Raw genomic sequence first — 13,432 nt, 5'->3', positions numbered from 1 at the left:
CGATACTCCCTTACTTGCGGTTCTTGCCGGACGGACGGCGACGAACAATCATCTTGTTCGAAGCCTTCTTCGGACGACGAGTACGAACCTCGCCCTTGCCCCACGGGGAGACCGGCGGCTTACCACCGCGGGTACGACCGCCGTGCGGGTGGTCGACCGGGTTCATGGACTCACCACGGGTGATCGGACGGCGGCCGATCCAGCGGGCGCGGCCAGCCTTGCCGAGCTGAATGTTGGCGTGGTCCTCGTTGCCGACCTCGCCGACGGTAGCGCGGCAGCGCGCGTCGACGTTGCGGATTTCGCCGGACGGCATACGCAGCTGAGCGTAGGCGCCATCCTTGGCGACGAGCTGAACGGCAGCACCAGCGGAACGAGCAATCTTAGCGCCGCCCAGCGGGCGGAGCTCGATGGCATGAACCACGGTACCGGTCGGGATGTTCTTCAGCGGCAGGTTGTTGCCCGGCTTGATATCAGCCTGAGCACCGGTCTCGATGACGTCGCCCTGCTTGATGCCCTTCGGCGCGATGATGTAGCGCTTCTCGCCATCTGCGAAGTGCAGGAGGGCGATACGGGCGGAGCGGTTCGGATCGTACTCGATCTCGGCAACCTTGGCGGGCACGCCGTCCTTGTCCCAACGCTTGAAATCGATGAGACGGTACTGACGCTTGTGGCCGCCGCCGCGATGACGGGAGGTGATACGGCCGTAAGAGTTACGACCGCCGGTCTTGGACTTCTTGCGAACCAGCGACTTCTCAGGCGTAGAACGAGTCAGCTCGGAGAAATCCGAGACGGACGCGTTGCGGCGGCCTGCGGTCGTCGGCTTATAAACGCGGATAGCCATAATGTAGTTCTTCCTTTAACTTTTCTCGGCTAACCTTCAGTTACCAAAGATGTCGATCGTCTGGCCCTCGGCGACGGTCACGATCGCACGCTTCTGGGAAGCGCGCTGGCCGAAACCGGTGCGAGTGCGCTGCTTCTTGCCAGCGCGGTTGAGGGTGTTGACGTTCGTCACCTTGACCTTGAAGATCTCTTCGATTGCCTGCTTGATCTGCACCTTGTTCGCATCCGGAGCCACCACGAAGGTGTACTGGCCACGGTCGGAAGCGGCGTAGCTCTTCTCGGAGACGACGGGCTTAAGAATCACGTCGTGAGCGGGCTTGTGAATAGCGACCATCTAAATCAGGCCTCCTTCGGCTCGGTCTTGGCAGCCACGAAAGCCTCGAAGGCTTCCTTGGTGAAGACCACGTACTGCGAGGTAATCACGTCGTACGTGTTGAGCTGATCGACGAAAATCGGGTGAACGGTCGGGATGTTGCGCACGGAGAGCCACTCGTTGATGTTGTCGCGAGTGAAGACGACCGTGGTGAACTTGTCCGCGGTGATCGGGGCCAGAGCGGCGACAGCGGCCTTGGTGGACGGCTCGGTGATACCGAACTCCACCACGGCAACGCGACCGGCGTTGGCGCGATCGGACAGGGCGTAGCGCAGAGCTGCGGCCTTCATCTTCTTGGGGGTGCGCTGAGAGTAGTCACGCGGCTGCGGGCCGAACACGGTGCCGCCGTGGTACCACTGCGGTGCACGGATGGAGCCCTGACGAGCACGACCGGTGCCCTTCTGCTTCCACGGCTTCTTGCCGCCGCCGGAAACCATGCCACGAGTCTTGGTGGCGTGGGTGCCCTGACGAGCAGCAGCGAGCTGAGCGGTGACAACCTGGTGGATCAGCGGGATGTGAGCCTGGACATCCTCGGCGGAAACGCCGAAGAGAGCCTCAGGAGCTTCAACGGTGCCGGTGGCCTGGCCCTTGGCGTCGGTGACGTTCAGAGTAACGTTTGCCATGGTTTATCAGGCTCCCTTCACAGCCGAGCGGACGAGAACGATGCCGCCCTTGGGGCCAGGAATGGCGCCCTTGATGGCGAGGATGCCGTTCTCGACATCAGCGGAGACGACGGTCAGGTTCTGGGTAGTGGCGGTCACATGACCCATGCGGCCGGCCATACGCTTGCCCTTGAGAATACGGCTCGGAGTGGCGCATGCGCCCACAGAACCGGGACGGCGCTCGTTCTTGTGAGAACCGTGAGTACGGCGGTAGGACTTGAAGCCCCAACGCTTGATGGTACCGGCGAAGCCCTTACCCTTGGTGGTGCCGGTCACGTCGACCTCAGCACCCTCTTCGAACAGGTCAGCGGCCAGTTCCTGGCCGGCCTCGAACTGATCGACGTCGTCGGTGCGCACCTCGACGAGGTGGCGACGCGGGGTGACACCGGCCTTAGCAAAGTGGCCAGCCAGCGGCTTGGTCACCTTGGTGGGATCGATGGCGCCGTAGCCGAGCTGGACAGCCTTGTAGCCGTCAGATTCCTCGGTCTTCACAGCGGTCACCACGTTGGTGGACACGTCGACAAGAGTGACGGGCACGAAGAAGCCGTTCTCGTCCCACACCTGGGACATGCCGAGCTTCTTGCCCAGCAGAGCCTTGCGATTAGACATAATGCTTCCTCCTCCCTTACAGCTTGATTTCGATGTTGACGTCCGCAGGCAGATCGATGTGCATCAGGGAGTCCACGGCCTTGGGGGTCGGGTCCACGATGTCGATGAGGCGCTTGTGAGTGCGCATCTCGAAGTGCTCGCGAGAATCCTTGTACTTGTGAGGAGAACGGATAACACAGAAGACGTTCTTCTCGGTCGGCAGCGGAACGGGGCCAACAACAGTTGCGCCCGCGTTCGTCACCGTTTCGACGATCTTCTTCGCCGATTGGTCGATGACCTCGTGGTCATAGGACTTAAGCCTGATGCGGATTTTCTGTCCCGCCATTGCCGTCCGCCCTTTCTAGCGATGTTCGTTGTACTGTTTACCAACCTGCTTCTAGGGCACCGGCGCGCATGGCCTCCCTTGGACATACGTCCTCTGGCGGTCATCCGACATCAGTGCGCGGTTTCCGGCTGTCACTTCACTTGAAGTGGCTCCCGGCCCGCGCTCGCTTTTTTAATTCCAATTTGCGAGCCCAAATCAGGCAACTTGTTTATTCAAGCATTGAGGTGGGACAGTGGAGTTCGCGCGTGTCGCGCTCATGCCGTTCGTATTACCTCGCGGCATAGCCGCTCGGCGTCTGTTCGATTGTCGCAATGCAGGTCTCACATCTTTCTTATTGAGAACCATTCGCTGCGATATCATGACAGATATGACTTCCCGCCGCAAGACTCTTAAACGCGATTGGTTCGACAACCAACCTGGCGCATGGGTAATGGTTATGCTGCCCGCTGTGGCTGGCTTCTTTATCGGCGGGCCTAATCTTGATACGCTTTGGCTATTGGCGACGTGGGCCGTGTGCTATTGCGTGCAGTTCAGCGCCGCGCACTGGTTCAAAGCACACTTTTCACGCCGTTATCTGCCGCCGATGCTCACTTATGCCGTAGCGCTCATCGTCATCGGCTTGCCATTCCTGATTACGCATACCGGCATACTGCGTTGGGCTCCCTTATATATAGTGCTGGTTGCGCTGTCGATGCTGTCCTCGTGGCTGAGGAAGGAGCGCTCGCTGTGGGGCAATGCCGTGTCGGTGATTGCCGCGTCGGCCATGGCCACGGTGATCGCGTCGTTTGGCAGCACTGTTGAGACGGCATGTGTTATGCCCATCAACGCAGCACATGCCTCGTGCGCAGCCGCTGATGTCACCGCCGCACGCGCCGCGATTCGGAATATGCCAGATTTGAGCCAGATATTCGACCTTCACGCCTGGTGGCCCGCGGGTTCATTGCCCGTGAGCGGGCTGATTGCCACCGTGCTGTTTGCGCTGACGCAGTATGGGTCGGTTTTGGTGGTCAAAACCATGATCCGGGAACGCGGGAAGCGTTCGTACGTGGCGGCTTCGTGGGTATGGCATGTGGCGCTATTGCTGCTAGCCGCCGTGCCGGCTGGACGCAGCCCGTATCTGATTGCGATGACTGTGCTGCTGTTGGCCCGCGCCGTTGCGTTGCCGGTGGTTACACGGCGCACAACCTTGAAGCCCGTGGTGACCGGCATTACCGAGGCGTTTGCCAGCTTTATTGCTTTTGGCTGCATCATTGCGGCGATTTAGCGACGCTTCAGCGATTCCATGGGGAGGTAATTCCCTCATGGGGCGGTAATTGGCCCATGGGGCGGACGGTAAAATTTTACCTTCCGCAGAATAGAGCCGTTTTCGTACACCGCCCCATGGGGTTTTCACCGCCCCATGGGCAAGTTACCGCCCCATGAGTGGGTTACCACCCCATGGAGGTGTACCTGCTGGCTGAGGGAGCACCACATATGCAAAGGAGCCCGGCCCCTGTAATGGGGTCGGGCTCCTTGTGTCGCGCTATGCAGACACTAAGCTGCAACACCGCGGTTGGTGGCTACTGATGGTGCCACCAACCACAAACCGCCTGCAATCAACGCTCGGAGGCTTCCTCAGTAGCGGCCTCACCCTCGCGCTCGATGCGCAGCTTGTGGCCTTCCGCCTGGGAGACACCGTAGTAAGCACCGACGGCGATGTCCTTCATGTCGTTGATCAGCGGGATGCGCGGGTTGGCCGGGGTGCACTGGTCCTCGTAGGCGCGCATGCCGATCTGATCGAGCACGGACCAGAAGTAGTCCTCGTCCACACCGCAATCCTGGAAGCTCTTGTTCATGCCGAGCTTGTTGTCACGGTAGTCCTCGACGGCCTTCGCCAGGTTCTCCACGGCTTCGGCCGGGGTCTTGCCGGTGTCGATGCCGAGGTTGCGGGCGATGTCCTGGTAGCGCTCCGGGGCGATGTACTTGTTGTACTTCGGCCAAGAGGTGGGCTCCTCAGGAATCTGGCCGTTGTAGCGAATCACGTACGGCAGCAGGATGGAGTTGGTACGGCCGTGGGCGATGTGGCACAGGGCACCGATGGTGTGGGCCATGCCGTGGCACATGCCGAGGAACGCGGAGCCGAATGCCATGCCGGCCATGGTGGCGGCGTTGTGCATCTTCTCCTGAGCGTTGGTCTTGGCCAGGCCGGGCTCGCCATTGACGGACTCAGCCAGGTTGTCCCAGATGAGCTTGGCCGCGTGCAGGGCCATGCCGTCGGTGAAGTCGTTCGCGTACACGGACACGTAGGCTTCCATCGAGTGGGTCAGGGCGTCGAAGCCGGCGTCGGAGGCCAGCTTGCGCGGCTGGGTGCGAGCCAGCACCGGGTCCACGATGGCCACGGACGGGGTCAGCGCGTAGTCGGTGATCGGGTACTTGTAGCCGGTCTTGTGATCGGTGATCACGGCGAACGGGGTGACCTCGGAACCGGTGCCGGAGGAGGTCGGGATGCACACCAGCTTGGCCTTCTTGCCCAGCGGCGGGATCTTGAAGGCGCGCTTACGGATATCGAAGAACTTCTCGCGCACGTCGGAGAAGGCGATTTCCGGGTGCTCGTAGAGCAGCCACATAATCTTGGAGGCATCCATCGGGGAGCCGCCGCCAACCGCGATGATCGTGTCCGGCTCGAACTCCTCGCGCATCATCTCAGCGCCCTTTTCGACGGTCTCGACGGAGGGCTCCGGCTCGACGTAGTCGATGATGCGGAAGGTCACACGGTTGGAGCGGGCGCGCAGCTGGTCGATGATCTTGTCAACAATGCCGAGCTGCTCCATGACCTTATCGCACACGATGACGGCCTTCTCGATGCCGTACATGTCGCGCAGGTACTTGATGGCGTTCGGCTCGAAGTAGGTCTTGGCCGGGATCTTGAACCACTGCATGTTGTTGTTCCTCCGAACAATGCGCTTGATGTTAACGAGATTCACGGCCTGCACGTTGCCGGACACCGAGTTGCCGCCGTAGGAGCCGCAGCCCAGGGTCAGCGACGGGGCGATGGCGTTGTAGATGTCGCCGATGCCGCCAAGGGAGGAAGGCTGGTTCCAGATGATGCGGCAGGCGTGCATACGGACGCCGTACTCACGCACGAGCTCCTGGTTGTTGGTGTGGATGGCGGCGGTGTGGCCGGCACCCAGCTTGAGCATCTTCTCGCACATCTCGAAGGCCTGCTCCTTGTTGTCGGCCTTGAGCACGGCCTGCACCGGAGCGAGCTTCTCGTGGGTCAGCGGCTCGTCGTCGGAGACTTCCTTGCACTCGGCGGCCAGAATGGTGGCGTCGGCCGGAATCTCGAAGCCAGCAGCCTTGGCGATGAACTGAGGGGACTTGCCCGGCACCGCGGAGTTCAGCACGGGCTTGACGCCGGAACCGGCAGTGCAGCCGAACATGTACTGTTCCAGCTTGGCCTTCTCTTCGGCGTTGACGAAGTAGGCCTTACGGACCTTGAGCTCCTTGACGAGCTGGTCGTAGACGTCCTTGTGGGCGATGATGGCCTGCTCGGTGGCGCAGATCATGCCGTAATCGAAGTGCTTGGAGAGCACCAGATCGTTGGCGGCGCGCACGATGTCAACATCGGTGTCAACGTAGGCCGGGGCGTTGCCGGCACCCACGCCGAGGGCGGGCTTGCCGGAGGAGTAAGCGGCCTTGACCATGCCCGGACCACCAGTGGCGAGGATCGTGGCCACGCCCGGATGCTTCATCAGGGCGCCTGTGGCCTCGATGGACGGATGCTCAATCCACTGGATACAGTTCTCAGGAGCACCGGCTTCGATGGCGGCGTCGCGCACGATCTTAGCGGCTTCAACGGAGCACTTCTGCGCACCGGGGTGGAAGCCGAAGACGATCGGGCAACGGGTCTTCAGGGCGATGAGGGACTTGAAGATGGCGGTGGAGGTCGGGTTGGTGACCGGGGTGACGCCGGCGACCACGCCGACGGGCTCGGCGACCTCATCGATGCCCATCACATCGTCTTCGCGGATGATGCCCACGGTCTTCTGGCCGGCCAGATAGTTGGTGACGTGCTCGCAGGCGAAGATGTTCTTGGTGGCCTTGTCTTCCACGAGACCACGGCCGGTCTCGTCGACGGCCATCTTGGCGAGAACGAGGTGCTTGTTCAGAGCGGCGATGGATGCCTTGGCGACGATACGATCAACTTGCTTCTGGTCGAGGTTCTCGAATTCGTCGAGAGCCTTCTTGGCGCGGGCAACCAGCGCGTCAACTTCGGCCTCAGCTGCGGCCTGCTTCTCTTCTGGAGTCGGCTTGGTAGCTTCGACCTTCTTCTTTGCTTCTGCCACTTGGGGTCCTCCTCGATCTTCTTGGGGTATATGGCAAAGTTCTGGGCCATCGCCTCGTCACCTCAGTTGCACCAGCGGGATACCGCCTCAGTAACCGAAAATGACCGGTGATGCGTTGTCACATTGCATATGTGACCTGAGGCACAATATACTGAACGGTCCGGCGCGATGCATACGCACAAAATCGACGGCGTTTCACGTGCGATATTGAACAGTTTTTGTTAAGAGTTGTGCGAAATATCGAACAAATTCTCACTTTATTCGGCGATTTGGTACTTTTTGTTCACTTTTTACCGAAAATCACATGACTGCAAACAACGCAATCCGACAACTTTTTTAAATCAAGTTTCCAAAAGTACTCATTTTCTCCACATTTCTAGAAAATTGGTTTAAAAAAGTACCCAAATCGCCTACAAATATACGATTTTTGTCTCACAATCTCCGCGTCGAGGCACATGAAAGCCACTTTCATAAAGTATACTTGCATATATCTCATCGCACAAAGGGGTAAATATGAGGGCAATGCCATCGACCGCAGTGAAAGCGCACAACCGCAGTGCCATGACCCAGTATCTGTATGGCCATAGCCATGTCACCAAGCAGGAACTGGAACGCGAACTCGGCCTCAGCCTGCCCACCATCACCCAAAATCTGCGCGCACTAGAAGATGACGGACTCATCCGCAAAGGCGAACTGCAGGATTCCACCGGCGGGCGCAAGGCGCAAAATTATGAGTTCAATCCCGATCATCGCACTGCCATCGGGGTAGTGATGCGTTCCAACGAACTGCGCCTGTGCGCGATTAACCTGTACGGCAACGTCATCGAAAAACGCAACGATGCCCTGCCTTACCGCAACACCAACGTTTACTACCAGCGTATCGGCGGCATCATCAACAACTTCGCCGCCGACGTCGAAAAGAAGCACGGCAAGGTGCTCGGCGTCTCGTTCGCCATCCAAGGCATCCTCTCCCCCGACGCCACCACCATCATCTTCGGCACCATTATGGGCAACACTGGGCTCACGCTCGAAACCATCAGCCAATCGGTCCATTACCCGTGCATGATGATCCACGATTCCGATGCCTCAGCCATGGCCGAACTCTGGTTCGACTCCACGCTCACCGATGCGGTGTGCGTCTATCTGGAGCGACGCCCGGGCGGCGCGGTGATCGCGGGGGGCAAACTGTATCAAGGCCCGAACCAGTGCAACGGCGCCATCGAACACATGACGCTGGTGCCGGGCGGCCGCGAATGCTACTGCGGCCAGCGCGGTTGCATGGACACCTACTGCTCGCCGGAGACCTTGCCCGAGGATTACGAAAGCATTCCCGGCTTCTTCAGCGTGCTTGAGCAGGGCGAACGGCATCATCGCGAGCGCATGGATGAGTGGCTGGATTACGTGGCGCAGGCCATCGTCAACGCGCGATCCATCATCGCGGGCGACGTGATTGTCGGCGGTGAAGCAGCCCAGCATCTTGAAGACAGCGACATCGAGGATCTGAAGACGCGCGTCATCGCACGCAGCCCGTTCGGCACCGACCATTTCAATCTGCGCAAGAGCTACTGCGCCGAAGACCAGAACATCATCGGTGCCGCATTGCGATTCGCCGAGAATTATCTCGACGATATCTGTGGTGCTGCGGTACGCGGCTGATTTCCGCCTAGGCGGCAGCGGTTTCGGGACTCATGGAGACAGTCATAGAACACCAATCACGGCAAACCGGATGTCACCAGCCATGGCCAGGCATACGGCCACCGCAAGCACGACCATTACCGCAATCACTACCGGCCATACCGAATTATCATTCATTGCTGCCTCCTTGGAGCCGATGCACTTTATGCGCATCTAACCACTTCGTTGTATTTTCAAGCCTAAACGGCAGCATTGGCCCTATCTGATACCAAGAAACCCACTTATGGTACTTTCTTGCACGGATCCGTGACACCGCCCAGACCGGGGCGGCAATCAATGTTCTCGGCGATATTGAGATGGAGTCATACCGGTTTCTTCCAGAAACCGACGATTGAAATTCGAGGCATTCGTATATCCGCTCAACTGTTGAATCTTGGCAATGGGCATGTTTGTGCAAGTCAGCAAACGACAAGCACGCCCCACTCGAAGCCGTCGAACAAAATCAGCAAAACCGATGCCGGCAACTCGCTTGAAGAAGCGAGAAAAGGTGGATACGCTCATCGCCGCCGCATCAGCGGCACCTTGCAAGCTGACCTCATCCAGATGTGTGGAAATATAGGTGATGGCGGCGTTGATCCCATCCTCCGCGCCAACCGCAATCTCTGGATTGTATTCCGGCGTTACCACGGTCTGGCTTTCCTGCGCTGATGCCTGCTCGAATACCGTCAGAATAGCAATAAGGTCGGCAACCCGTCTAACTGGACTATGTTCTCCCATGGCCACTAATAGCTCGCCGGCCTCACGTGCCGAATCACCGAACAGTACAAGTGCATGCTGCGAACGGCGCAATACCGTTTCGAAACCGGAAGTCTCGGGAAAAGCGGCGGTCAATAGTCGCATAGTCTGCGGACGTATATGGCATAACACATCACGATGAGAGAGCCGTTCTCCAGGAATGATATCCGACAACCAATTATGAGGCAGATTGGATCCGATCATCGCCACATGCCCCGGCACGAATGGCATGAGTCCATCCCCCGCCATGAGTTGTCCACTTCCCTCACGGATAAGATGAATTTCGATTTGTGGATGATAATGCCATTTGGCCAGAGAGCTCGGATACCCGTGGCTTGACCAACGTATGGCCGCATCCCCATCGGGCACAATCACTTCCAGCGAGCCCGCATCCGAATGAGGAATCGCAGTCAAGTTTCGCGCATCCATCGCAGACCTCCTTGTCAACGTTGCGCAGTACAGCTCGCCATATTTCGTACTTTACCGGTGGAACAACTACGGCGAGATGATTGCCCGCCGGAATCCTACGGATATGGCACATAAGTGCGGGCGGAAAAAGGGAAACGCCAACATATGCCGCAGGATTTCATCGGGCAATCATCTCGTCATCAACACGTCACGGATTAGTCTCGATTGACCGTAATCTGCAACTTGATATCGCCCGGACGACCCTCATCCATACGGTCGAAGGCAGCCTTGGCGTCCTTCATGGCAAACGTGTCAGTGATGAACGGCTTCAGGTTAAGTCGGCCGCTATCGACCAAATCGATGGCTTTCTGGTACACATTGGCGTAACGGAAGATGTTCTCAATACGCACTTCGGTGGCCTGCAGCTCGGTCACGTCAATCGGTACCGGGTTGACCGGAATACCGACGAGCACCGCGCAACCGCCCGGGGCAATCAGCTTCCAGAACGTCTCATAAGCTTTCGGCGCGCCGGAACACTCGAATGCCACATCAGCACCCCACCCAGCGGTCTCTTCGCGTACACGTTCAACCAAGTCCTCCGTCGTCAAATCCACGGGGATAACGCCCGGAATCTGGCCGATAATACCCAGCTTGATGGAAGACACATCCGAAACAAGCACCTTGGAAGCGCCACCGGCGAGCGCAGCAGAGGCAGTGAGCATACCCACTGTGCCCGAGCCGGTCACCACGCACACATCGCCGGGCTTGATGCGTGCCTTGGTGGCAGCCCACATGCCCACGGCGGTCGGCTCAAGCAACGCACCTTCGCCAAAGCTCATGGAATCAGGCAGATGGTAGGTGAATGCGGCCGGGTGAATGACCTCCTCACACAGGCAACCGTCAATCGGCGGAGTAGCGAAGAAACGCACAGCCGGATCGACGTTGTACATGCCCAGTCGGCTGGCCCGCGAAGTCATATCCGGAATGCCTGGCTCGAGGGCGACTCGGTCACCGGGCTTGAAATCAGTGACGCCGGGGCCGACCTCCAACACGGTGCCCGCTGCCTCATGGCCGAGAATCATTGGCTGCTCAACAACATACTTGCCAACACGACCGTGCGTGTAGTAATGCAAATCAGAACCGCATACGCCCACGGTGTGGGGTGCGATACGCAGCTCACCGGGGCCGGGATCCTTGACGTCCGGGACCTCACGCACATTGATGACGCCCTGCTCTTCGAGAACAACTGCTTTCATGGTATTTCTCCTTATATTGGTTGAATTTATTTTTTTGAGGGTCTTGTATTGTTGGTTTTTGACGAGAACAGTCAGCGAGCACCGCTCAGTTCGCCGCCACTTTGCGGGTGATGCCCGGCTGCTCGGGGCGAATCCAGAATGAGATGACCGAGCCAGAGATGTAGCAAATGGCATATGCCCAGCACACTCCGGCAAAACCTACGGTATTGAGCAGTACCGTGGCGATGAACGGACCACAGAATGTGGTCAGGCCTGAAGCGAGGTTATGTGCGGAAACCGCAGCGCCCTTGTGCTCAGGTTCCAGAGCAGGGAATACTGCGCCCATCGGTACGAAAGCGGAAATACCCATGCCGAGCACCACGGCGCACACATACATAAATGGCAGGTTGTGCCCAAACAGCTGCGGCACATAGTACATGGCGAGAGTACCGAGCGCGGAGAGCCAGCAGCCCCACCAGCGCATCTGGCTCATCCAGCCGAAGCAATCGCCCATACGGCCCCAGAACACATTGCCGAATACGGTGACGACGAACAGCAGACCCCAGATGGTGGACCATTCGGTGACCTGGTACCAAGCTCCGCCGCCGTTTGTATGCGTGGCGAGATACAGCGGCATAATGACCGGAAAACCGTACAAAGTGAGATTGCAAATCACACGCAATACGGCAGCAAGCGCAATCTGGTGGTTGTCTTTGAGAATGGTCACGCCGCGAGAGAGTTCACGAAGCTTATCCGAAGAGCTCATCGTGTCAAGATTGGCGTTACGGGTTTTCGGCACAAAACACAGACAGATAATCATGCCGACAATCGAGAACGGCAGTGACACCCACAGCGAATAGTATTCACCAATCACCGGCGTGATGAACGCCGGCAGATAGGCGCCAAACACACCGATGCCAAAGGAATAGGAAGTCCAGAACCAGCCCATGGCCGATGCCAGTTTGCCGGGATCCACAGTTTGCGCAAGCAACACTACGAAGCTGTAGATAAATAGCGGATAGCCCATGCCTCGCAACATATACGACGCCAGCATCAGCGGATAACTGTGGCTAGGCAATGCCACACCGATGAATACCAGATGCAGCACGATCCAAGAACCCGCGCCAATAAGCATGATGCGCTTGGCTCCGAACAGTTCGGCCAGCACGCCCGAGGACCAGCCGGCGAGCGCCGCGACCAATCCGTACATCGTAAACAGCAGTGATGCCTGCGACGAGCTGAATCCCTGATCGACGACATACTTGGACAAAAAGGTCAGTTCAAACCCATCGCCTGTCATGAACACTGCGATCGCCAAGAATCCCGGCAGTAGTTTTCGCGCCAGTCCTTGTGCCATGACCGTCTCCTTTTACTACGCAAACTTCGTTGTTTTCATCCGCCCAACTTTGGAGCGTTAATACAAGTTTCGCTGCGAAAATAGCAGTGTTTTGGCGCGAAAACAGTCAAGAATTGATACTTTCTTGCATGGATGTTGTTATGCCCAGCGTGCCGCTCATTGTTGTAACCCAGCACAATCATCAGGCACTAAAAAAACGACCGGCGCATGTGCACCGGTCGTTGAATGTTAGTTATCAGGCCAGCCCGTAATAAAGGCTGAGTATTATATTGCGGCCACTATCGACACGCATATTGCGCGCGAATCGGGCGCATCGGAGCCGCTACTCCTCCACAATCTGGCAGAATTCGATGGTCTCGCCGTTGGGGCCGTAGATGTTGAAGTAGCGGATGCCATGCTTCCAGAAACTCGGGATGGACTGGATCTCGGTGTCCTTGAAGTCCACGCCGAGCGCCTTGGCGTTCTCGAAGGCGGCTTCGATGTCCGGGGTATCGAAAGCCCAGTGGTTGATGGCGCCGGTGGTCATCGGGGCGGGGTCGCCTTCCCAGGTTTCAATGGTCAGGTGGCCGTAGCGCAGGAAGGCGCAACGGTTCTCGCCATTCATGAACAGTCCGGCGAGCTCAAAGCCCATAACCTCGCGGTAGAACTTGATGGTCTCATCCAGGTCTTTGGCAATCATGCCGGAATGCTGGAGGTCGGTAGTGAACGCGGTCATTGGCTTAGCCATGTGATTCTCCTTTGAATGTGGTGGTTGGATAAAGGTTAAGGATAGTCGGACAAGGTATGCGGCGCGGCAGAACCATGCCGCACTCCTAGTCAATTCTCGATACTTTCTTGCTGACGCAACATGATGTTGCGATCAGTTCGC

At 58.2% G+C, this 13,432-nt stretch carries 12 protein-coding genes; 2 read left to right on the top strand and 10 right to left on the bottom strand.

Features of this window, described 5'->3' with window-relative positions; all coding sequences use genetic code 11:
* Nucleotides 1-10: 10 nt before the first annotated feature.
* Genes rplB through rpsJ form a run of 5 tightly spaced genes read right to left on the bottom strand, consistent with a single transcriptional unit; the run spans nt 11 to nt 2,809 of the window.
* Nucleotides 11-841 carry a 50S ribosomal protein L2 gene (rplB, locus tag AB5287_RS00130; RefSeq protein ID WP_007053034.1) on the bottom strand — a complete coding sequence of 277 codons (831 nt, stop codon included), beginning with the start codon at nt 839-841 and terminating at the stop codon, nt 11-13.
* A 36-nt stretch (nt 842-877) separates the two neighbouring features.
* On the bottom strand, nt 878-1,174 hold the full coding sequence (gene rplW, locus AB5287_RS00125) for a 50S ribosomal protein L23 (protein WP_007053033.1): 297 nt from the start codon (nt 1,172-1,174) through the stop codon (nt 878-880).
* A 5-nt stretch (nt 1,175-1,179) separates the two neighbouring features.
* Complete coding sequence (gene rplD, locus AB5287_RS00120) at nt 1,180-1,836, bottom strand: 50S ribosomal protein L4 (protein WP_007053032.1); 657 nt, start codon at nt 1,834-1,836, stop codon at nt 1,180-1,182.
* A 6-nt stretch (nt 1,837-1,842) separates the two neighbouring features.
* Complete coding sequence (gene rplC / locus AB5287_RS00115) at nt 1,843-2,484, bottom strand: 50S ribosomal protein L3 (protein ID WP_007053031.1); 642 nt, start codon at nt 2,482-2,484, stop codon at nt 1,843-1,845.
* Between the two features lie 16 nt (nt 2,485-2,500).
* Complete coding sequence (rpsJ, locus tag AB5287_RS00110) at nt 2,501-2,809, bottom strand: 30S ribosomal protein S10 (RefSeq protein ID WP_003827292.1); 309 nt, start codon at nt 2,807-2,809, stop codon at nt 2,501-2,503.
* A gap of 232 nt (nt 2,810-3,041) precedes the next feature.
* On the opposite strand from rpsJ, the gene AB5287_RS00105 reads away from it, so the two are divergent.
* A complete protein-coding gene (locus AB5287_RS00105; protein WP_013410640.1) occupies nt 3,042-4,073 on the top strand; it encodes a YwiC-like family protein in 1,032 nt (343 codons plus the stop codon).
* A 331-nt stretch (nt 4,074-4,404) separates the two neighbouring features.
* Here AB5287_RS00105 and adhE read toward each other — a convergent pair whose 3' ends face one another.
* Nucleotides 4,405-7,134 carry a bifunctional acetaldehyde-CoA/alcohol dehydrogenase gene (adhE, locus tag AB5287_RS00100; protein ID WP_368220306.1) on the bottom strand — a complete coding sequence of 910 codons (2,730 nt, stop codon included), beginning with the start codon at nt 7,132-7,134 and terminating at the stop codon, nt 4,405-4,407.
* Nucleotides 7,135-7,647: 513 nt separating this feature from the next.
* On the opposite strand from adhE, the gene AB5287_RS00095 reads away from it, so the two are divergent.
* A complete protein-coding gene (locus AB5287_RS00095) occupies nt 7,648-8,790 on the top strand; it encodes an ROK family transcriptional regulator (RefSeq protein ID WP_131224436.1) in 1,143 nt (380 codons plus the stop codon).
* A gap of 312 nt (nt 8,791-9,102) precedes the next feature.
* Here the strand turns inward: AB5287_RS00095 and AB5287_RS00090 are convergent, their stop codons facing one another.
* From AB5287_RS00090 to AB5287_RS00075, 4 genes are all read right to left on the bottom strand, one after another.
* Nucleotides 9,103-9,993 (bottom strand): helix-turn-helix transcriptional regulator, encoded by an 891-nt coding sequence (locus tag AB5287_RS00090; protein WP_012472152.1) that lies wholly within the window; start codon nt 9,991-9,993, stop codon nt 9,103-9,105.
* Nucleotides 9,994-10,187: 194 nt separating this feature from the next.
* Nucleotides 10,188-11,228, bottom strand: a complete 1,041-nt coding sequence (locus AB5287_RS00085; protein WP_010081604.1) for an NAD(P)-dependent alcohol dehydrogenase — start codon at nt 11,226-11,228, stop codon at nt 10,188-10,190.
* An 85-nt stretch (nt 11,229-11,313) separates the two neighbouring features.
* Nucleotides 11,314-12,564, bottom strand: coding sequence for an MFS transporter (locus AB5287_RS00080; protein WP_012472151.1), 1,251 nt, complete (start codon nt 12,562-12,564; stop codon nt 11,314-11,316).
* A gap of 322 nt (nt 12,565-12,886) precedes the next feature.
* Nucleotides 12,887-13,291: a VOC family protein gene (locus AB5287_RS00075; RefSeq protein ID WP_014485325.1), complete on the bottom strand. Its 405-nt coding sequence runs from the start codon at nt 13,289-13,291 to the stop codon at nt 12,887-12,889.
* Nucleotides 13,292-13,432: the final 141 nt, after the last annotated feature.

The sequence above is a fragment of the Bifidobacterium sp. RTP21102st3_E2_RTP21102_210122 genome (genome assembly GCF_040916945.1).
Classification (GTDB): Bacteria; Actinomycetota; Actinomycetes; order Actinomycetales; family Bifidobacteriaceae; genus Bifidobacterium; species Bifidobacterium longum.
This window is presented reverse-complemented; position numbering and strand designations above follow the sequence as displayed.

What these genes read in the sequence shown, in the direction of transcription:
- AB5287_RS00080 (WP_012472151.1), bottom strand. Translation starts at nt 12,564, where the DNA reads ATGGCACAAGGACTGGCGCGAAAACTACTGCCGGGATTCTTGGCGATC.
- rplB (WP_007053034.1), bottom strand. Translation starts at nt 841, where the DNA reads ATGGCTATCCGCGTTTATAAGCCGACGACCGCAGGCCGCCGCAACGCG.
- AB5287_RS00085 (WP_010081604.1), bottom strand. Translation starts at nt 11,228, where the DNA reads ATGAAAGCAGTTGTTCTCGAAGAGCAGGGCGTCATCAATGTGCGTGAG.
- AB5287_RS00075 (WP_014485325.1), bottom strand. Translation starts at nt 13,291, where the DNA reads ATGGCTAAGCCAATGACCGCGTTCACTACCGACCTCCAGCATTCCGGC.
- AB5287_RS00090 (WP_012472152.1), bottom strand. Translation starts at nt 9,993, where the DNA reads ATGGATGCGCGAAACTTGACTGCGATTCCTCATTCGGATGCGGGCTCG.
- rplC (WP_007053031.1), bottom strand. Translation starts at nt 2,484, where the DNA reads ATGTCTAATCGCAAGGCTCTGCTGGGCAAGAAGCTCGGCATGTCCCAG.
- rpsJ (WP_003827292.1), bottom strand. Translation starts at nt 2,809, where the DNA reads ATGGCGGGACAGAAAATCCGCATCAGGCTTAAGTCCTATGACCACGAG.
- AB5287_RS00095 (WP_131224436.1), top strand. Translation starts at nt 7,648, where the DNA reads ATGAGGGCAATGCCATCGACCGCAGTGAAAGCGCACAACCGCAGTGCC.
- rplW (WP_007053033.1), bottom strand. Translation starts at nt 1,174, where the DNA reads ATGGTCGCTATTCACAAGCCCGCTCACGACGTGATTCTTAAGCCCGTC.
- rplD (WP_007053032.1), bottom strand. Translation starts at nt 1,836, where the DNA reads ATGGCAAACGTTACTCTGAACGTCACCGACGCCAAGGGCCAGGCCACC.